Source organism: Brevibacillus sp. FSL K6-6036 (genome assembly GCF_037964015.1).
Classification (GTDB): Bacteria; Bacillota; Bacilli; order Brevibacillales; family Brevibacillaceae; genus Brevibacillus; species Brevibacillus borstelensis.
Window position 1 is genome coordinate 2,313,140 of sequence record NZ_CP150173.1, and the last position, 19,624, is coordinate 2,332,763.

The window sequence follows — 19,624 nt, forward strand, 5'->3', positions numbered from 1 at the left end:
TGGCGAAACTTTGTTTATCATACCTAGTTGCTTTGATGTATACGACAGCCATTATAATTGAAGGCTGATGGAAATGTCCATATGCTGCCAGTCGCAGCGTATTGAGATTTGGCAAACGGCCCTGTTTCGGTTACGATAAAGGCAATGGCAAATCAAGGCTGCAAAAGGAGTGACCCGATGACTCAGCGCAAAACCCTGGAGGAAATCCAGCAAGAAGTAGATCAATACATATCACAGTTTAAAGAAGGTTATTTTTCCCCCTTGGCAATGATGGCCCGAATGACAGAAGAAGTGGGCGAGCTGGCAAGGGAGATCAATCATTTTTACGGCGAAAAGCCAAAGAAAAAGGATGAGGGCGAAAAAACGGTCGAAGAGGAGCTGGGTGATGTTTTCTTTATTGTGCTCTGTTTTGCCAATTCGCTCGGCATCGACCTGCAAGAGGCATTTGACCGTATCATGCATAAGTTCAACACACGGGATAAAGACCGGTGGACAAGAATAGAGGAGACGGAAGAATGATGGAAAAACAGATTCGTATCGCGGTTGCAGGAGCGCAAGGCCGAATGGGACAAGAAGTCGTCAAAATGCTTGGCGAGGATCAGGAGCTGGTCTATACTGGAGCATTGGACACGAGGGTGAGTGATGAAGTAATTGAGCGGCAGCTGGCAGAGATGAAGCCGGATGTGCTGGTTGACTTCACGACTCCGCATACGGTTTATCGGCATATGGAGCTGTGCTTGCGTCACAATGTAAGACCGGTTGTCGGGACGACCGGGCTTACTCCGGAGCAATTGGAAGACTTGACGGCCCGCTATAAAGAAGCGGGGCTTGGAGCCATTATTGCCCCGAACTTTGCGATCGGGGCCATTTTGTGCATGAAATTCGCGGCGATGGCAGCAAAATACATGCCGCATGTGGAAATTATCGAGCTTCACCACGATAAAAAGCTGGATGCACCAAGCGGAACCGCATTGAAAACAGCAGAAATGATCGCTGCTGTCCGGGAGAACATGAAGCAAGGGCATCCGGAAGAGAAAGAAACAATCGCTGGAGCCAGGGGTGCTGACTACGATGGTTTTCGCATCCACAGCGTTCGTTTGCCGGGGATGGTGGCTCATCAGGAAGTGCTGTTTGGAGCGGCTGGTCAGACTCTTTCGATTCGGCACGATTCGATCAACCGCGAATCGTTCATGCCTGGCGTGAACATGGCCATTAAAGCCGTGATGAACCTCAATCAATTGGTCTATGGACTGGAGCATTTGATCGACTAGGTTGCATTTTTAAACGATCGTTTAATTCCTACTGACAGCAAGGGAGAGGTCTGATTGAAAATCGCATTGATTGCCCATGACCGGATGAAAGAAGAGATTGTAAACCTATCCATGGCGTACGAAGGCATTTTATCTGAACACGAGCTGTATGCAACCGGTACGACAGGTCTTCGGATCATGGAGGCGACCTCCTTGACCCTGACTCGTTTCCTTTCCGGACCGCTTGGTGGTGACCAACAGATTGGGGCCATGATCGCACGGAATGAAATGGATCTGATCATCTTCCTGCGCGACCCGCTGACGGCTCAGCCTCATGAGCCGGATATTATCGCTTTGCTGAGACTTTGCGACGTGCACAAAATCCCGTTTGCCACCAATCTGGGAACGGCTGAGGTCTTATTGAAAGCTCTGGAACGCGGTGAGCTTAGCTGGCGGGAAATTGTTCACAAGGAGTGAAACGCATGGATCGTGTAGATATCCTGGCAATCGGAGCGCATCCCGATGACGTGGAAATAGGCGCCGCAGGAACCTTGCTGCTCGCCACAAAACGAGGAGAGCGTGTCGGAATCCTGGACTTGACCTATGCAGAGCTCTCTTCCAATGGGACCGTAGAGCGCAGGCAGCAGGAAGCAGCGGCGGCAGACCGGGCTTTAGGGGGAATTACAAGGTACAATTTCGGGTTGCCTGACCGCGGCCTGGAAGCTGTAAAGGAAGAGGCTATCAGCCGGACGGTCGATTTGATTCGGCAGATCAAACCGCGCGTTGTGCTCGCTCCTTATTGGCAAGACCGGCATCCCGATCACGAAAGCGTGAGCAGAATCGTCCGCGAAGCCGTGTTTTCCGCGGGAATCCGCAAGTACCCGGCTGGCCTGTCGCTTCCTGCTTATCGTCCGGAAAAACTGTTGTACTACTTTATCAATACGACCGTGACACCAAATGTCGTTGTAGACATTACATCTGTCTACAAAGAAAAAATGGATGTGCTGCGCTGTTACCGGAGCCAATTTGAACGTGAAGAGGGGACAGTCGCTACCCCGTTGAATAACGGCTATCTGGAATCAGTGGAATACCGGGAGCGGTTATTCGGACAGCAGTCTGGTGTTATGTATGCCGAAGGGTTTGTCAGCGCCACACCCTATGTGCTGGATCGTTTGTAAACAGAGGTGAAATCAAGAATGAACATCGGAATTACCTGCTATCCGTCACTGGGAGGTTCTGGCGTTGTGGCGACAGAGCTGGGGAAGCTTCTTGCCGAACGCGGGCATCAGGTGCATTTCATTACATCAAGCATGCCGTTTCGCCTCGGGAAGTTTCACCCCAACATTTTTTATCACGAGGTAGAGGTCAGTCATTACGACGTCTTCAAATATCCGCCCTATGATCTGACGCTGGCGAACCGCATGGCACAAGTGGCAAAGAACGAGAAGCTGGACGTTCTGCATGTTCACTACGCCGTACCGCATGCTCTCTGTGCCTATCTGGCCAAACAGATGGTGGGCGAGCAGCTTAAAATCGTCACGACTTTGCACGGGACCGATATCACGGTGCTCGGTTACGATTCGAGCTTGAGCAGCCTGATCCGCTTTGGGATCGAACAAAGCGACATGGTCACGGCGGTATCCCATGATTTGATACGCCAGACAAAAGAATTGCTTCACGTGGAGAAAGACATTGTCCCTGTGTATAACTTCGTCGACAAGCGCCGGTACTACCCCAAGGAAGTAAGCGAAATCAAGCGGGTATTTGCCCCGAACGGCGAGAAAATTATCATGCATATTTCCAACTTCCGACCGGTCAAGCGTTCACAGGACGTGATTGAAGTCTTCGCAAGGGTCCGGGATCAGATGCCGGCAAAGCTGCTGTTGATCGGAGAAGGGCCTGATCTGAGCATGGTACGCCAGAAAATCGTTGAAAAAGGCCTGGAGGGAGACGTTCATTTCCTCGGGAAGCAGGAGGATGTTGCCGAAGTCATCTCGATGGCGGATGTGATGCTGCTTCCTTCCGAAAAAGAGAGCTTTGGACTCGTAGCCTTGGAAGCGATGGCATGTGGCGTACCTGTGGTCGCTACACTGGCTGGCGGCTTGCCGGAAGTCGTGTTGGACGGCGTGTGCGGGTTTCTCCGCCCAATCGGAGATGTGGCTGGAATGGCTGAACAGACGCTGCGTTTACTGCAGGATGAAGAATTGTACGCCCGCTTTTCCCGGAGCAGCATCGAGCGCTCATGTGAAACATTTTGTCACGACAAGATCGCTTCGGAGTACGAGTCGCTCTATCTGCAATTAATCAATCAATCTTGATTTATGGACGGAACGGACCGGACTGCTTTTTGCAAGCTGAAACAGCTTCGAAATCATAATAAATAAACCCATGAGAAATTTCATCAACTACGCCTCCTACTAACCAGGGCGGACGAAAACGGAGTGTAACGTGTGGGAAAGAAACAGGCAGAAATCATTTTGAAAATACTGGAGGAAAACGGGTACGAGGCTTATTTCGTCGGCGGTTGCGTCCGTGACTGGCTGCTGAATAGACCTGTGCATGATATAGACATATGTACCAATGCCCATCCAGGCGACGTGATGCGCTTGTTCCCCGACCATGTGCCGACAGGACTCAAGCATGGGACTGTTTCTGTCAAGCTGGACGGCTCGCTCTATGAAGTGACGACCTATCGCACTGAAGGAAGGTATGAAGATTTTCGCAGGCCGAGCGAAGTCAGTTTTGTCTCGGAGCTGCGAATCGATTTGGAGCGAAGGGACTTTACGATGAATGCCATTGCCATGGATCGGAATGGCTGTTTGAAAGACCCCCTTCAGGGCAAGGCTGATCTGGAAAACGGTCTGATTCGGGCGGTAGGCATACCGGTTCAACGCTTTCGAGAGGATGCGCTTCGTATTTTGCGGGCTGTTCGCTTTGCCGCACAATTACACTTTCAGATCGAGCCCGCAACTCTTGCAGCCATGAGCGAAACCTCTTTTCTGCTGTCCCATATCGCGATGGAGCGAGTTCGTGATGAACTGCATAAAATCATGGACAGTCCAGCGCCGGAGGTAGGGGCAAGGCTTTTGGCGGAGACGGCAGCACTGCACACATCACCTTTGCTGCAGCGCCTTTTCTCGGTGAGACAGGAGTATGTCTCGCGATTGCCTTTCCTTGCGAACCTTCCGCAAAAATGGGCATTGCTGATGTATGCGGCCGGGCTTGACCCCGATCAGGCAAGAGGCGTTTGCCATGAGCTGAAGCTGTCAAAACGGGAGACAGAAGCGGTCTGTTCCTTTGTCCAGCATATTACGCAATTGAAGCCGAAATGGGATGAACCAACTGTGATCGACTGGAGGCCCCTGCTCTTGCAAACGGGTTTGCCGTTCTGTCTGGAGCTGTCGAATCTTCTTGAGGCCGTATGGAAAAACATGCCGGCTCTTGATTTGAAAAAATCATTGGAAGATACCTGCGAAAAAATGCCTGTCAAATCGGTGCAGGAATTGGCCTTGAACGGAAAGCAACTGTATACGTTGCTGGACAAAAAGCCCGGCCAATGGGTACAGCACATGCTGCAGCATCTGTGGGAGCAGACGGCATTTTACGGTTTGGCGAATACGCCGGAGGCATTGCTTGAGGAAGCGAAGAAAGAGGTTGCCCGTCATGAATATTAAGCAAGAGATTATCAAGGCATTTCATGAAAAACCCGGGGAGTTCATCTCCGGGGAGGAGCTGAGTCAGACCTGTGGATGCTCGCGTACAGCGATCTGGAAGCATATCGAGGAGCTGCGCAAGGACGGGTATGAGTTTGAGGCTCTGCGGAAATCAGGCTATCGCTTGATCGCTGCACCCGACCGCCTTTCAGCGGAGGAGATCAGAGCCGGACTCAGCACCTATCGGATCGGCCAGCAGGTTCTGGCGTATGACACCGTTCTCTCGACGCAGCCATTGGCGCACGAGGCTGCCGCCAAAGGTGCGCCTGAGGGAACACTAGTGATCGCGGAGCAGCAAACGGGCGGAAAGGGACGACTTGGCCGCCCCTGGCATTCTCCGAGGGGGACCGGTATCTGGATGAGTCTGATCATCAGACCCGAAATTCCGCTGCCCAAAACTCCGCAAATGACGCTGTTGACCGCGGTAGCGTTGGCCAAGACGATGTGGGAAGAAACCGGCGTTGACATCAAAATAAAGTGGCCCAATGATCTTTTTATCGGCGACAAGAAGGTCAGCGGAGTTTTGACGGAATTGAATGCAGAGTCGGACCGCGTCAACTACCTGGTGATCGGAATGGGGATCAACGCCAATCTCGAGCAAAAGGACGTCCCGCCGGAGCTGTCCTCGATCGCGACTTCCCTTCGCATCGAATCGGGCAAGCCGATCAAGCGGGTCGCTTTCATCCAGCGCTTTTGCGAGAATTTTGAGCGGGAATACGATCACTATTTGCGGGAGGGCTTTGAGCGGGTCAAATCGGAATGGGAGCAGCACTCCTATACGATCGGCAAATGGATTACCGTGAGCACGATTCAGCATACGCTCGAAGGAAGGGCGATTGGCCTGGACGAGGAAGGCGTGCTGATCCTGGAAGACGCTACTGGAAAGAGGCACAAGGTGTACTCGGCAGACGTCAATTATGGTGCAAATTCCTGATTCTTTTGATATACTCCATGAGTGGAGGCTGTATCGGGTTTCCGACCGGCACTCCCGTATGTGGGGTTTTTCTTTTCATTCTGTGTAATGCTATGGACAACAATCTGCTCAGAGCCTGTGTGGACCGAGACAGAAGGAATCCGGCGACATTGATGATGTTGCCAGGTATTTGCGTGGACAACCTTCTCCCTTTATCGGCGAGAAGGTTTTTTTGTTTCCGTACTGGTCTCACGGGAAAGGGCGCATGTAGAGGTGGGAGAGAGATGACAAACAACCTGGCGCCGATCACAACGTCTGATCTGCGCGCAAAAAAACATGCGGGCGAACCAATCGCCATGATTACCGCTTACGATTTTCCCTCAGCCAAGCTGGTGGAAGAGGCCGGGGCCGAAATGATCCTTGTCGGTGATTCACTCGGCATGGTCGTACTCGGATACGACTCGACGCTGCCAGTGACAATGGATGACATGCTGCACCATACCAAAGCTGTGACCAGAGCGGCCAAGAGAGCGTTCGTCGTGGCGGATTTGCCGTTTCTCAGCTATCACGGTACCGTAGAAGAAGGCGTGAAAAATGCGGGCAGGCTCTTGCAGGAAGGGTTGGCAAAGGCCGTCAAAATGGAGGGGGGCACCGAACTTGTTCCGCTCGTAAAACGTTGCGTGCAGGCGGGCATACCCGTGATGGGTCATATCGGCTTGACCCCCCAGGCTGTTCATCAATTAGGCGGCTACAAGGTCCAGGGAAGGGATCTGGAAGCGGCGCGCCGGCTGATGGACGAGGCGGAAGCATTGCAGGAGGCAGGCATTTTCTCCCTCGTGCTGGAATGTGTGCCGGAAGAGGTGGCAGCGCTTATTTCCGCCAAACTGGACATTCCGGTTATCGGCATCGGCGCTGGCAGTTCTTGCGATGGACAAGTCCTCGTTTTTCATGACCTGGTGGGGTACGCATCGCAATTGCAGCCGAAGTTCGTGAAACGGTACGCGGATGTCGGCACTTCCATCCGGGACGCAGTGCGTGATTATGTATCCGAAGTAAAGGAACGCCGTTTCCCCGCTCCGGAACATGTCTTTCATGCCAAAGAAGAAATGGTTTCGAAGCTGTACGGAGGAGGGGGATTACGGTCATGATGCAGACCATGCAGCAAGTAGTGACGATTGCCGAGCTGCGGCAGCATCTGAAAGAAGCTCGTCGTCAGGGAAAACGGGTTGGGCTCGTACCGACGATGGGTTACTTGCATGAGGGACACCTCAGTTTGGTGAATGAAGCAAAAAAACACTGTGAGATCGTCGTAATGAGCATTTTCGTCAATCCGCTGCAGTTTGGGCCAAACGAGGATTTTGACCGTTATCCTCGCGATATGGAGCGGGATTTGAAGATGGCGGCGTCTGCCGGTGTTGACTTTGTGTTCTCGCCCAGTGTAGGGGAAATGTACCCGCAGCAAGTAAAAACAAACGTCTCTGTCTCAGGCGTCTCGGAACCGCTCTGCGGCCGCTCCCGTCCCGGTCATTTTGACGGTGTGGCAACAGTCGTTTTGAAGCTGTTCCAGATCGTGCAGCCCGATTACGCCTTTTTTGGACAAAAGGATGCGCAGCAGGTTGCTGTTGTGGAGCAGATGGTACGGGATCTTTCCGTGCCTGTGACCATCATCCCTTGCCCGATTGTCCGCGAAGCAGACGGCGTGGCGATGAGCTCGCGAAATGTTTATCTCAGCGCCGAAGAACGAAAACAGGCTGCTGTCTTGTACCGCAGCCTGCAGCTAGCCGAAAAGAAAGTGGCGAGCGGAGCAGACCTCGATAGCGTCCGGGATGAGATGATCCGTACCATCAAGGCCGAGCCGCTGGCGGACATCGATTATGTAGAGCTGTTGCGATACCCTGATTTGACAAAGCCAGAAGCACCGGAAAAGGGAGACCGGGTATTGATCGCCCTGGCTGTGCGATTTGGCAAAACACGCTTGATTGACAACGTGATTGTGACAGTTTGATGCAGGAAAAGGAGGATTCCCCTTTGTTTCGTACGATGATGAAAGCAAAGATTCACCGGGCAACGGTAACGGAAGCGAATCTGAATTACGTAGGAAGTATTACGATTGACAAGGACATTCTCGATGCCTTGGACATCTTGCCGAATGAAAAAGTGCAGATTGTCAACAACAACAACGGAGCTCGTCTGGAGACGTACGTGATCGAGGGAGAACCGGGAAGCGGCGTTATTTGCCTGAATGGAGCGGCAGCCCGGTTGGTGCAGCCCGGCGATATCGTCATCATCATTTCCTATGCGCTGGTAAGCGATGAAGAAGCCCGCAGCCACAAACCGCGGGTTGCGATCATGGATGAGCACAATAAAATTGCACAGCTTCTCGCCGAGGAAGTACACGCCACCGTCTATTAATCGGGAGAATCTGCATAGAGCCCCATCCCTTGTGAAACAATGAGACTACACACGCCTCACAGGGGGTGGCTTTTTTTTGAAGCTGGAAGAATGGTTTGATACATTGCAAACAAAAGCGGAAACAATTGAACAAAGGTGGCCGGCGGCTTCCGAGCATGAAAAGCTTCAGCTTGCTGATCAGTTGTTTCAGCTTCGCCAGGTAAGCGACAGAGTCGTCGATCTGTGGCTGCAGTTTGAAGAGAAGCTGTCTGCTGCAATTCGGCAGATTAAAAAGATGGAAGGCCAGGATGATGAGCAGGAAGAAGCTTTTGGCGAGCCTCTTGCTGGACAATCGTATACATCACAGGACAAGCCGAAGACCGAGGGGAAACAGCCAAAAGCAGATCAAAACGCTTCCACATCTGAGTGGAAGGATTTGCAATCCGCTTTGACAGACGGCGCGACTACGGCCGAAGAGCAGTCCTTGGCACAAGCAGCTTCCCAGCAAAAGCAGGGTCACCTCGAGTTGCATCGGGAATATGAGCATATGTTTCGGAAAGGAGAGGGCTTTTACCACCTCCGGATGTACCAGGATGCCAAACGCTGTTTTGCCGAGCTGGTAGACCAGTCTCCGGACTGGGAAAGCGGGCGGTTGTATTACGGGTACAGTCTCTTGTTTTGCGGTGAAAAGGAAACGGCGCTGCGGGAATTTCGCCTCCTTAGCAGATCGGCCAGCTCCCCTGCGGTCACGGCGATCAGCTATAATGCCATCGGATGCATCCTGGCCGAAGAACGGCAGTGGCTGGAAGCTGCCCAAGCGTTCAAGGAAGCCGTTTCGATCAAGCCCGATCACCGGGATGCCTGGTTTAACTTGGCGCTGTGCTATCTGGAAGACAGATACATCCACGAGGCCATGGAGACGATCGAGAAGGTGCTCGATGAAGGAGAACAGGATTGGGAAGCGCAGATGCTTTGGCTGCGGGCAGCCCGTCTGCTGCAAATGAGCGACCCGGCAGCGGAGCTGGCGCCGCCTGGCGGACTTAGGCTGCCCAACCGCAATCTTGACAGCGCGACGCTGCAGGAGATGGCCTCCCTCTATGAATCGTTGGGGAATTACCACCGGGCACAGATCTGCTATCACTTCCTGACCGAGCGTTATCCGCAAGACGGCCATGCTTGGCATGGGCTGGCCTGGAACACGTGGCTCATCGCCGGAACGCGCCGCGCTTTGACATTGATGAAAAAGGCGATCGCCCTGGCCCCCGATCAGCTCGACTTTACCTTTAGCTATGGCTGGATGCTGTTATTTGACGGCAAAATCGAAGAGGCATTGGCAGCCTTCCGGTTCATTTTGCTGAAGCAGCGGGATCATCGCCTTGCCCAATCGGGAATGATCACGGCCTATGAATGGATGGGGGATATTTTGGCGGCCAAACAACTGGCAAAGCCGTTTACCGAAGACCAGGATCCATACGTCCGATCACTCGGATACTACCACCTGGGGCGGATCGCCTTGGCAGAGGAAAACTGGCGACTGGCCGAACAATATTTCCGCCGGGTATTGCCGCACAGCGATCACTTCAGGGAAATACCGTTTTATCTGCAAATGTGCGCAGGCAAGCTGGGGGAACACGTAGCCGAGAGCGAACTTTTGCATCCTTGATCAGGGAGCAGGAAATTTCCCGGTCTTTGCCGAAGTGTTAGGGAAGCGGACATGATACGGGCCGCGCAAGTACGAGGTGACCATAGCTTGAATCGTTTCATCGTAGTAGACTTCGAAACCACGGGGAGCCATCCCAGACAGGGAGACAGCATCATTCAGATCGGTGCCGTTACGATTGACGACGGACATATTACCGAGTCATTTTCCACCCTGATCAATCCGGGACAGGCGATTCCCCCTTTTATTAAGCAATTGACTGGCATTACCGACGAGATGGTAGCGGATGCGCCAACAATGGAGGAGGTCCTGCCGCGATTCCTTCGCATGCTGGAAGGACGGGCATTCGTCGCGCATAATGCCAGCTTCGATCTTCAGTTTTTGCAAGAAGCCCTGCTGAGCCAGGGCTATTATACGTTTGACGGATATGTACTGGACACGGTCGAGCTCTCTCGTTTCCTGTTGCCGATGCAAGGCAGCTATCGGTTGGGAGAATTGGCTGATGACCTGCACATTGAACATGATCGTCCGCACCAGGCGGACAGTGACGCTTTGGCTACGGCCCAGCTGTTTTTGCATCTGCTGGACATTATAAATGAGCTGCCTCTGGTGACCATCCAACGCCTGCAGATGCTGGTCTCTTCTTTTCGTTCCGATATTTCGGAGCTCTTGCGGTTCTTTGAGATGAAAAAATGGGGATCGATGGACCAGTTGGATACGCTCGGGCGGGACGCTGACGGGATGTCAGACCCGGACGATTCCGAAAAATGGGATGTGTACAGGCAGCTTGCTCTGCGCAAAAAGCCGGAACGCCTCAAAGCTTCTCTGAAAAGGGAAGAAAGCCCAGGCTTGCCGGCCACTTCTTCGTTTGAGGACATGATCGAACAGATGATTGGGGAAGAAGCCGCATTTTCCCGCAACCTTGCGGGGTACCAGCGGAGGGAGGCCCAAGAATCGATGATGCGGGCCATTTTTGACTCGATGGAGAAGGGATCTCACTTGCTAGTGGAAGCGGGGACCGGCACCGGCAAATCTCTCGCGTATTTGCTGCCGGCCATCCTCTGGTCGAAGCAGCGGCGCGAGCCTGTCGTCATCAGTACGAATACGATTCAGCTCCAGGAGCAGCTGTTTCACAAAGAAATCCCCGCGCTGCAGCAGTCGCTCCCGTTCTCCTTCCGGGCTTCCACGCTCAAGGGGAGAGGGAACTACCTCTGTCTGCGAAAATTTGAACAGAGTCTGGAAGAGTCCATGGAAGGCAGCAGCCAGGAGCTCCGGCTGGTGAAAGGCCAAATGGTGACCTGGCTGACCCAGACCGAGACCGGGGATGTCGAAGAATTAAGCATGCCGTCAACCGGCCAGTTGTACTGGCAGCAGGTGAAAAGCGATACGGATTCATGTCTTCACCGGAATTGTCCATGGTTTAGCCGCTGCTATTACTTTCAGGCGCGGGAAAGAGCCGCCGAAGCAGATGTTCTCATCGTCAATCACGCATTGCTCATCAGCGATCTGCAGGCTGAGAAAAGAATCCTGCCTGCTCATGACATCACGATCATTGACGAGGCCCATCATTTGGAGAGTGTGGCAACCCACCATCTGGGCAAGCAATTTTCGACGGCCCAGCTCTTGTTTTTGCTGGAGCGAGCCAATCCGGAGGAGGGCAGCTATCTCCACCGTTTTGCCGAGCAGCTCTTGGCTTGGCCAGGAAATGAGAAGGCAGCGGCTGTCAATTCGGTGCGGGCAAGCATGAATGAGCATTTTCTCCGGCTCAAGGAAAAGGCCCAGCAACTGACGCAGTTGTTGTATCAGTGGGCGGCAGACCGAGGAGAAGAGACCTCCGATACCGGAAGAGATACGGTCCGTTACCAGACGCTGTCTTTTTCCGGCAAGCACGAGCGAATCCGAAAAACGGCCCGGCGGGTAATCGAATCGATGTCGATCTACGCGTCTGACCTGGAATCGCTTTTGTCTTCCATGCCATCCGGCGAAAAGCCGTCTTTTGAACTGCAAAGTCTTCATACCGATGCTGCAGGCTTGCTGAAGGAGTGGCAAGAAGGGATGGAAATGGTTCACTTCTTTCTCCTGGAGCCGGATGATGAGTATGTGTGCTGGATGGAAATCGAGTCTCGCACCCCGAAAAAGCAAGTGTACTTTCATGCTGCGCCGCTGCAAGTGGCAACACGCTTGGCGGAACCGCTTTTTGACGAGCGCAGAAGCGTGATTCTCACCTCGGCGACGCTGACAGTCAAAGACAGCTTTTCATATATTCTGGAAAGGATGGGGCTCGACCGGCTGCCAGAGGAGCGCGTCCGAACACTCCAGCTGCCGTCTCCGTTCTGTTATGAAAAGCAAGGGCTCCTGCTGATTCCATCCGATCTGCCTACATTGGGCAAAGAGAGCGAGCAGCAGTACCTCGAGGCCGTGATTCAGGGATGCGTGGATGCCATCAGGGCAGCAGGCGGCCGGACAATGATCCTGTTCACCTCCTATTCGATGCTGCGTGTGGTGTACCAAGGCTTGAAGGAACAACTGGACAACGAGCCTTATACACTGCTCGGACACGGAATCGACAGCAACAACCGGACAAAGCTGGTGCGCATGTTCCAGAGAGAAACAAACAGCGTTCTCCTGGGGACGAGCAGCTTCTGGGAAGGGGTAGATATCCAGGGCGAGGCATTGAGCTGTCTGGTGATTGTACGCCTTCCGTTTACTCCGCCGAACCACCCGATTTATCAGGCGAGGGCAGAGCAGGTAAAAGAGCAGGGCAAAAACGCGTTTATGTCGATCGCTTTGCCTCAGGCTGTCATCCAATTCAAACAAGGGGTCGGAAGACTGATCCGCCACCAGGACGATCGCGGTGTAGTTGTCGTGCTTGATACACGCATCGTGGAATCCCGCTACGGACGCTCGTTTCTCAAATCGCTCCCACCTTTCGATACGAGAACAGGCCCCTGGACAACCCTGCGCGAAGACATCGCTCCGTTTCTTCGGGGCATGCAATCCCTGTCTGATTCATAAAATGAATCAATAGTCTCACAGGGATATAGGTGATAAAATAAATGCTGTGGAAAGCGGGAAGAGCTTGGCTGTTGGTGTTGGCTGTCACAATGCTTTTGATACCCGGCTGCTCGATCGACAACCACTTGCAAAAGGCGGTAAAAGTAGAAGATCCGTTCGCAAGTGAAGACGAGAGTGAATTCATCGGGCTTGTCATCCACTATCTGGAGCTGCCGCACGGGGAAGCAACCTTGATTCGATTGCCGAATGGAAAAAACATGCTCGTTGATACCGGAAGCGCTGAGGATTGGCCCCGCTTGTTTGCGGCGCTGACCGAACGGAAAATTACCCGGTTGGATTACGTGGTCTTGACAAATGATTTGCCGGGGCACGCAGGGGGCTTCGCTTTTCTTGTGGAGCGGGTGCTTGTAGAGAACGTCATTTTGCCCCGTCCGATTGAGTCTTCGATTCGCAACGCGGCCCCGCTCAAAGCAGCAAAAAAGGCAGTGACTGTTACTGACGGAGAAGCAATCAGACTGGACGAAGATGTGATGCTCCAGGTCCTGCACCCGAGTGAACCGCTGTTCCTGTCTCCGCAAGACAACTCCCTTGTCTTTCAATTGCGGCATGACAAGTTGTCTTTTCTCTTCGCCAGTGCGATGAATGAAAAGGCCGAGGAGAGGCTGCTTGAGAAACACGCAGATCAATTGAAAGCAGCGGTTTTGAAGGTTGCTGCTCAAGGCAGCAATCAGGCTTCCTCGCAGCCATTTTTGAGCAAGGTGGATCCGCAAGTGGCGGTCATTTTAACCGGAAAGCCGAGAGAAAAGCTAAAGGATGGCCAGGAAGAAGTGCTGGAGCGGCTCGGCGAATCCTGGGTTGAGACCTACATTACCAGTCAGAACGGAACCATCACGATCCTCTCCAATGGAAAGGATTATCGCGTTTTGAAAAGAAAAAAGTAAGGAGGATCGACCGTACGTGGCCAAAAGTGAAAAGATTTCGGAAGCGGTTGTGCGCCGGTTGCCGATTTATCTGCGCTACCTAAGCTATCTGCAGCAAGTGGGCGTGACGACGGTGTCCTCCCAGCAGATGGGCAAAAATCTCGACGTCAACCCTGCCCAAATCAGAAAAGATCTCTCTTCCTTTGGGGATTTCGGCAAAAAGGGCATCGGCTATGACGTGAACTATTTGGTAGAAAAAATCCGTCAGATCTTAAAATTGAGCGAGGAAATTCGCGTGGCGCTGATCGGGGCCGGGCATCTGGGACACGCCATTAGCAATTACAATGCGCAGGTAGAGGATTACATGCGGATTGCGGCTATCTTTGACAATGACCCGGCCAAATGCGGAAAAGTGCTCGCGGGAATCACCATTCAGCCACTGGAAGAGCTGATTCAGACCGTGAAAGAGCAGAAAATTCGTCTTGCCATCCTAACAGTGCCAGCAGCGGCGGCCCAGTCGGTCGCCAACCTGCTGTTTGAGGCCGGGATTGAAGGGATTTTGAATTTTGCTCCCACCACGATTCGCACCGAACGCGATGTCAGGATCCACTATGCCGATGTGACATCCAGTTTGCAGAGCCTTGCTTATTACTTGACGTAAGAATGGAGTGTAACGATGAAAAAGACCATATTGACCCATGCAACGGTAATTACCGCAAATGACCAAAATGAAGTGATTCAGGACGGAGCTGTCGGATTTGAAGGAGCGGGTATTACGTACGTCGGTCCGACCCCCGATGATCTCTCCGGCTATGACGAAGTGATTGATCTGAAAGGGGATTATGTGCTGCCAGGCTTCATCAATACACACGGGCACGCAGGAATGTCGCTGCTCCGCGGTTATGCGGATGACTTGCCGCTCCAGCAGTGGCTCGAAGACAAAATGTGGCCGCTGGAGGCACAATTCACGTCCGAGCATGTGAAATGGGGCACATACATATCCCTTATCGAAATGATTCGGACCGGTACGACGACATTCGTCGATATGTATGATCATATGGATGAAGTGGCAAAAGCCGTGCAAGCGTCCGGGATGAGAGCGCGTCTCTGCCGCGGAATGATCGGCCTTTGCTCCGAGGAAGAGCGTCAGGCAAAGCTGCGGGATGCCGTTTCTTTCGCCCGTGAATGGCATAACCAGGCGGATGGACGCGTGACCGTCATGATGGCTCCACATGCTCCGTACACTTGCCCACCGGAATTTATCACACAAATTGTGGAAAAAGCGGAGGAGCTGTCTCTGCCGATCCATATCCACATGTCGGAGACGGAGTGGGAAGTTGGTCAGAATGTAAAGGATTATGGGGTTCGCCCGGTTGCTCACCTGGAAAAGCTGGGTGTCTTCAATCGTCCAACTTTGCTCGCCCACGCCGTTCACCTCACGGATGAAGAGATCGACGTCTTGGCAAACTATCACGTGAAGGTATCGCATAATGTCGTCAGCAACCTGAAGCTGGCAAGTGGAGTGGCGCCAGTACCGAAAATGCTGGCAAAAGGGATTCACGTTTCCCTCGGAACAGACAGCAGCGCGAGCAACAACAACCTCAACCTGTTTGAGGAGCTGAAGCTGGCTGCCATTTTGCACAAGGGCGTAAACAACGACCCCGTCGCAGTTCCAGCCGAGGAAGCGCTGCGCATGGCAACCCGTTATGGCGCAGAGGGCGTATTCCAGCCGGATACACTCGGAACGATCGAGACTGGGAAACAAGCGGATTTGATTGTGCTTGACAGTCATCAGGCGCATTTCCATCCGGCTCATGATCCCGTGTCCCATGTCGTGTACGCAGCAAATGGCCGCGATGTTAAGGATACGATTGTGGCCGGTTCTTTCCTGATGCGCAACAGAGAGCTTCTCACCGTCGACGAGGAGCGCGTTATTTTTGAAGCCAACCGGATGTTTCAGCAATTGAAGCGATAAGGGAAAAGGCTCCTGTCATGGGGGACAGGAGAAAGGTTGTAGGTGTAGGTAGAGGGATTTTGATTGGTCACCATGCCGACTTATTTTCGCCATACTTCCGCAAGCGAGGTATGGCGAAATTCCAGTGGGGATGAGTGAGACGATGCTCTTAGAGGTGAAGACAATGCTGCCCAGGAGACGCGATAATCCTGCAGCATAGACCCTAAGAGGTCAGGAGATGTCGTTTGGTTTGACAGCTTCACGCGCTCACCTCCTCGGGGTGTATCTGTAGTATGGCCCAGGTGCCGGGTCGTATGTTTAGCAAGTTTTCCGTCCTGTTCTAAAACCTTCCCAGAATTCATACGCATAAGGAAAAAGGGACAGGGGTGAACGGACTTGTATATTAAGCCCAAACAGCTCTGGTGGCTTCCGTCATTATTTCTCGTCCTGTTTGCCTTGGGCACCTTGCTTGGAGAACTTCACAATCGTCTGGATATAAAAGAAGCGCATGTAATCTCGACGACACAGCGAGAAGAGGCAGACCGGGCGATCGTTGCCAGTTTGCTGGATCAGGTAACCAAAGATACGGAGCGGCCATTCTCCGTTTTCGTAAAGGATTACGTTCTGAGCGGAAAGTACAAGGGTGAAAATTTTCAGCTGGCCGGGGAAATAGCCGGACATCGCTTTGAACTGCAAAAAGAAGCGGAACAGGTCAATGTCACGATTGACGGAGAAATTCAAGACCACCAGGCTTTGCCATACTCGCTATATACGCCCCAGCAGCATGCGGCTATCTTGAAAAGCAAGCTGGAGCGGGTTGCGCCGCTTCCGGTCGCAGATGGTTCCGGTCAGGGCTGGCAAGGCTATCGTCTCAGCGTGCCTTCTACAGAGGTGACCGATCTGTTGTCCATGTGGCTCGGACCATCCTTTCCGATCAAGGATATGACTCAGCGTCTGGCCAATCAGATTGCAGTCGAGTACCAATTATGGTACGATGGACCGACAAGTGAATTGCGGCAATTGGAGATCTATTTGCAAATGGAGACAGCTGCGGGACTCAAGCAGGATCAGCTTCGCTTTCGGTTGTAATGTAAGGGGATAAAGGAGTTTTACCGGTGTATGTAAAAATCGTTGCAGGAGTAATCGCCGTTATTCTTGTGCTCGTTCTGGGCTCGGCCTATCATCTGGGCGCAACCGTTGTGGGGAAGCAGGATGATTTTGAGGCCCAGGTACGGCAATGGGTCCAGGAGCGGACAACAGTCGCGCAGATCGATTCCATAGACGAGTATCGCGGGAATCAATCCTATGCGGTAGTGCTGGGAAAAAACCAGGCGGGCACCCCTGTGGTGGTCTGGTTGACGGCCGAAACAGTCGCATTTGATTCTCTGGAAAAAGCCGTTACCCGTGAAAGCGTGGAAGCGGCCGTTAAAAAAGGATTTCCAGATGGAGCGATTCGCCATATCGTTCCGGGTATTGACGAAAAGAATCGCTTTTGGGAAGTAACGTTGCAGGACCAACAGGGCCGTTTTCATTATTTGCACTACGATCTGTTTACAGGTGCCCTGCTTACCTCTTACGTCGTTTCTCCCAAAATAGTCAGATAGCCCTTCCATTTTCGGAAGGGCTTTTTTCATTTCCATCCAACAACTGTAAGCAAAAAATAATATATCAGTATGATATACTAAAACCGTTGACAAAAAGAGAAAAAGTTGATAGACCATAGCATTCTGAGATAGTTTGGGGGGAAAACTGTGCAAATGCGCAAAGGGGCAATCGGACTCTCACTGCTGGCGACCCTGCTGCTATTGTTCGGCGGTTGGTTTTTATATCAGAAAATAGAGGTCGAAGAGCCTATCCGCACCCAGATCGGACAATTGCAGTCGGCAGAGCTGGCTCATCTACACGTGGGAAAAGATCACATCCAAATAGATTTGAATGTAACGCATCCGGAGCTGTTCCCGCAGGAATATCGCAAGCTGATGCAGCAAGCAAAAGAAATGGCAGGGGGCAAAGAGATTCAGGTCACTCTTGGCAACCAGTCAAAAGAGCTGGAAAAGGTATGGATGAACGGCTTGTTTTCGTTCACGGAAGCCGTTGATTTGCATCAGTACAGCCGGATTCCGCAATTGGTGGGCGAATGGAAAACAGCTTATCAATTGGACCAAGCGATGGCGCAGATGGATGCAGAGCATGTATACGTATACCTGAAGCGAGGGGCAGACGACTATTACGCGATCGTCCCTCGTTCGTCCGGAAGCGAGGTGGCAGTTCGTGGGTAAGGAAATCGTCTGCGGAGCAATACCGGCCATACTGGTGTTTCTCTGGTTTTTAGGCATCAATGTAACGCCCCTTCTCGTCTTTGGTGTCGTTCTGCTCGCCCTTTATTTTTTGGTCGTCCGACAAAGCCAAGGAAATGTATCGTTCGGTGGCAAAGGCAAGCAAACGAAAAATGTGGTTCCCAAGTCGAATGTTCAGTTTGCGGAGATCGGGGGCCAGGAAAGAGCCAAAAACGAACTGAAGGAAGCACTTGATTTTTTGAAGCACAAGGATCAAATCGCCCAGTACGGCATCCGTCCATTGAAAGGCGTGCTGTTAACAGGACCGCCGGGGACAGGGAAGACACTGATGGCGAAGGCGGCGGCAAACTACACGAATTCCGCTTTTGTCGCAGCGTCCGGTTCCCAATTTGTGGAGATGTACGTGGGTGTCGGAGCCCAGCGTGTCCGTGATCTGTTCAAGGAAGTCAAGGCATTGGCTGAAAAGAACGGTCAGGACAGCGGCATCATTTTCATCGACGAGATCGATGTGATCGGCGGAAAGCGTGACGGACAGCAGCGAGAGTACGATCAGACGCTGAACCAGCTGTTGACCGAGATGGATGGCATTGGAACGAGCGAAAAACCGCGCATCTTGATGATTGCGGCAACGAACCGGAAGGACATGCTGGACTCGGCGCTGCTGCGTCCGGGACGCTTCGACCGTCATATCAGTGTCGATTTGCCTGACAAGACGGCGCGGGAGCAAATCTTGGTGATTCATACGGCCAATAAACCGCTCGCACCCGATGTTTCCCTGGAGCAAGTCGCTCAGGAGACATTTGGCTTTTCAGGTGCCCAGCTTGAAAGCGTAGCCAATGAAGCAGCCATTTACGCAATGCGCGAGAAAAGCCCGCAAATTGAAGCGCGTCATTTTGCCTTTGCCGTAGACAAAGTCATGATGGGAGAAAAAGTAGACCGGGAAGCTTCGGCTGAAGAGAAAAAGCGTGTGGCTTTGCACGAATTGGGCCATGCTATCGTAAGTGAAACCGTACGTCCCGGTTCAGTCTCCCAGGTGACGCTTAGCCCTCGCGGCAAAGCATTGGGATACGTCCGGCAAAATCCGATGGAAGACCGGTACTTGTACACGAAGGAAGCCTTGGAAAAGCAGATTATGGTATGCTTGGGCGGGGCCGTGGCTGAGGAAATCTACTACGGCGGCCGCAGCACAGGCTCCAAGAACGACTTCGAGCAGGCGCTGAATATGGCACAGGAGATCGTGCAGAGCGGCATGTCCGGATTGGGCATCGTTCACCTGCAGTACGTGGCCAAGGAACGGGTTCACGACGAGGTGGAGCGCATACTCGAAGACCTTCTGGAGAAAACCCGCACGCTGTTAAACAAGTACGACTCTGTTTTTCAAGAGGGTCTTCATACATTGCTTCAAGCGGAGGTTTTGCATGGCGATGCTTTTCGCAGCTTGCTTGCCTCTGTATCCACCCCTGAAAAGGAGCTGGCGGTATAACGCCGGCTTCTTTTTTTTCTTTGCATTA

19 protein-coding genes are annotated in these 19,624 nt (G+C 52.6%); all 19 read left to right on the plus strand.

Annotated features, from left to right (window positions below; translation table 11 throughout):
• The first annotated feature begins 177 nt into the window (after nt 1–177).
• Nucleotides 178–519: a nucleotide pyrophosphohydrolase gene (locus tag NST37_RS11630; RefSeq protein WP_003387052.1), complete on the plus strand. Its 342-nt coding sequence runs from the start codon at nt 178–180 to the stop codon at nt 517–519.
• Nucleotides 519–1,271: a 4-hydroxy-tetrahydrodipicolinate reductase gene (gene dapB / locus NST37_RS11635; protein WP_339186781.1), complete on the plus strand. Its 753-nt coding sequence runs from the start codon at nt 519–521 to the stop codon at nt 1,269–1,271. Before NST37_RS11630 ends, dapB begins: the two co-directional genes overlap by 1 nt.
• 54 nt (nt 1,272–1,325) lie before the next feature.
• On the plus strand, nt 1,326–1,727 hold the full coding sequence (locus NST37_RS11640) for a methylglyoxal synthase (RefSeq protein WP_003387049.1): 402 nt from the start codon (nt 1,326–1,328) through the stop codon (nt 1,725–1,727).
• 5 nt (nt 1,728–1,732) lie between these two features.
• Nucleotides 1,733–2,428, plus strand: a complete 696-nt coding sequence (gene bshB1 / locus NST37_RS11645) for a bacillithiol biosynthesis deacetylase BshB1 (protein WP_003387048.1) — start codon at nt 1,733–1,735, stop codon at nt 2,426–2,428.
• A gap of 18 nt (nt 2,429–2,446) precedes the next feature.
• A complete protein-coding gene (gene bshA, locus NST37_RS11650; RefSeq protein WP_031933270.1) occupies nt 2,447–3,568 on the plus strand; it encodes an N-acetyl-alpha-D-glucosaminyl L-malate synthase BshA in 1,122 nt (373 codons plus the stop codon).
• 132 nt (nt 3,569–3,700) lie between these two features.
• Nucleotides 3,701–4,924 (plus strand): CCA tRNA nucleotidyltransferase, encoded by a 1,224-nt coding sequence (locus NST37_RS11655; RefSeq protein WP_024985007.1) that lies wholly within the window; start codon nt 3,701–3,703, stop codon nt 4,922–4,924.
• Nucleotides 4,914–5,897, plus strand: coding sequence for a biotin--[acetyl-CoA-carboxylase] ligase (locus tag NST37_RS11660; protein WP_024985008.1), 984 nt, complete (start codon nt 4,914–4,916; stop codon nt 5,895–5,897). The genes NST37_RS11655 and NST37_RS11660 overlap by 11 nt, the downstream gene beginning before the upstream one ends.
• 263 nt (nt 5,898–6,160) lie before the next feature.
• Nucleotides 6,161–7,024, plus strand: coding sequence for a 3-methyl-2-oxobutanoate hydroxymethyltransferase (gene panB, locus NST37_RS11665; RefSeq protein WP_003387044.1), 864 nt, complete (start codon nt 6,161–6,163; stop codon nt 7,022–7,024).
• Nucleotides 7,021–7,881, plus strand: a complete 861-nt coding sequence (panC, locus tag NST37_RS11670; protein ID WP_031933271.1) for a pantoate--beta-alanine ligase — start codon at nt 7,021–7,023, stop codon at nt 7,879–7,881. The genes panB and panC overlap by 4 nt, the downstream gene beginning before the upstream one ends.
• A 23-nt stretch (nt 7,882–7,904) precedes the next feature.
• Nucleotides 7,905–8,288 carry an aspartate 1-decarboxylase gene (gene panD, locus NST37_RS11675; protein WP_003387042.1) on the plus strand — a complete coding sequence of 128 codons (384 nt, stop codon included), beginning with the start codon at nt 7,905–7,907 and terminating at the stop codon, nt 8,286–8,288.
• Nucleotides 8,289–8,364: 76 nt separating this feature from the next.
• Nucleotides 8,365–9,930: a tetratricopeptide repeat protein gene (locus tag NST37_RS11680; protein WP_339186678.1), complete on the plus strand. Its 1,566-nt coding sequence runs from the start codon at nt 8,365–8,367 to the stop codon at nt 9,928–9,930.
• 87 nt (nt 9,931–10,017) lie between these two features.
• Nucleotides 10,018–12,942 carry an ATP-dependent DNA helicase DinG gene (dinG, locus tag NST37_RS11685; protein WP_327970341.1) on the plus strand — a complete coding sequence of 975 codons (2,925 nt, stop codon included), beginning with the start codon at nt 10,018–10,020 and terminating at the stop codon, nt 12,940–12,942.
• A gap of 41 nt (nt 12,943–12,983) precedes the next feature.
• Nucleotides 12,984–13,883 (plus strand): MBL fold metallo-hydrolase, encoded by a 900-nt coding sequence (locus tag NST37_RS11690; protein ID WP_003387038.1) that lies wholly within the window; start codon nt 12,984–12,986, stop codon nt 13,881–13,883.
• Nucleotides 13,884–13,899: 16 nt separating this feature from the next.
• Nucleotides 13,900–14,523 (plus strand): redox-sensing transcriptional repressor Rex, encoded by a 624-nt coding sequence (locus NST37_RS11695; protein WP_003387037.1) that lies wholly within the window; start codon nt 13,900–13,902, stop codon nt 14,521–14,523.
• A gap of 15 nt (nt 14,524–14,538) precedes the next feature.
• Nucleotides 14,539–15,837 carry an amidohydrolase gene (locus tag NST37_RS11700; RefSeq protein WP_031933273.1) on the plus strand — a complete coding sequence of 433 codons (1,299 nt, stop codon included), beginning with the start codon at nt 14,539–14,541 and terminating at the stop codon, nt 15,835–15,837.
• Nucleotides 15,838–16,212: 375 nt separating this feature from the next.
• The gene (locus NST37_RS11705) at nt 16,213–16,905 is read left to right on the plus strand and encodes a hypothetical protein (protein ID WP_031933274.1); all 693 of its coding nucleotides are present in this window, start codon (nt 16,213–16,215) and stop codon (nt 16,903–16,905) included.
• A gap of 26 nt (nt 16,906–16,931) precedes the next feature.
• Nucleotides 16,932–17,420, plus strand: a complete 489-nt coding sequence (locus NST37_RS11710) for a DUF5590 domain-containing protein (RefSeq protein WP_003387034.1) — start codon at nt 16,932–16,934, stop codon at nt 17,418–17,420.
• A 153-nt stretch (nt 17,421–17,573) separates the two neighbouring features.
• Complete coding sequence (locus NST37_RS11715) at nt 17,574–18,095, plus strand: hypothetical protein (protein ID WP_003387033.1); 522 nt, start codon at nt 17,574–17,576, stop codon at nt 18,093–18,095.
• Nucleotides 18,088–19,596, plus strand: coding sequence for an AAA family ATPase (locus NST37_RS11720; protein ID WP_339186681.1), 1,509 nt, complete (start codon nt 18,088–18,090; stop codon nt 19,594–19,596). The genes NST37_RS11715 and NST37_RS11720 overlap by 8 nt, the downstream gene beginning before the upstream one ends.
• Nucleotides 19,597–19,624 lie beyond the last annotated feature (28 nt).

Excerpts from the sequence above, each read along its gene's own strand:
- panB (WP_003387044.1), top strand. The coding sequence starts at position 6,161 with ATGACAAACAACCTGGCGCCGATCACAACGTCTGATCTGCGCGCAAAA.
- NST37_RS11630 (WP_003387052.1), top strand. The coding sequence starts at position 178 with ATGACTCAGCGCAAAACCCTGGAGGAAATCCAGCAAGAAGTAGATCAA.
- NST37_RS11700 (WP_031933273.1), top strand. The coding sequence starts at position 14,539 with ATGAAAAAGACCATATTGACCCATGCAACGGTAATTACCGCAAATGAC.
- bshA (WP_031933270.1), top strand. The coding sequence starts at position 2,447 with ATGAACATCGGAATTACCTGCTATCCGTCACTGGGAGGTTCTGGCGTT.
- bshB1 (WP_003387048.1), top strand. The coding sequence starts at position 1,733 with ATGGATCGTGTAGATATCCTGGCAATCGGAGCGCATCCCGATGACGTG.
- dapB (WP_339186781.1), top strand. The coding sequence starts at position 519 with ATGGAAAAACAGATTCGTATCGCGGTTGCAGGAGCGCAAGGCCGAATG.
- panC (WP_031933271.1), top strand. The coding sequence starts at position 7,021 with ATGATGCAGACCATGCAGCAAGTAGTGACGATTGCCGAGCTGCGGCAG.
- NST37_RS11715 (WP_003387033.1), top strand. The coding sequence starts at position 17,574 with ATGCGCAAAGGGGCAATCGGACTCTCACTGCTGGCGACCCTGCTGCTA.
- NST37_RS11660 (WP_024985008.1), top strand. The coding sequence starts at position 4,914 with ATGAATATTAAGCAAGAGATTATCAAGGCATTTCATGAAAAACCCGGG.
- NST37_RS11690 (WP_003387038.1), top strand. The coding sequence starts at position 12,984 with ATGCTGTGGAAAGCGGGAAGAGCTTGGCTGTTGGTGTTGGCTGTCACA.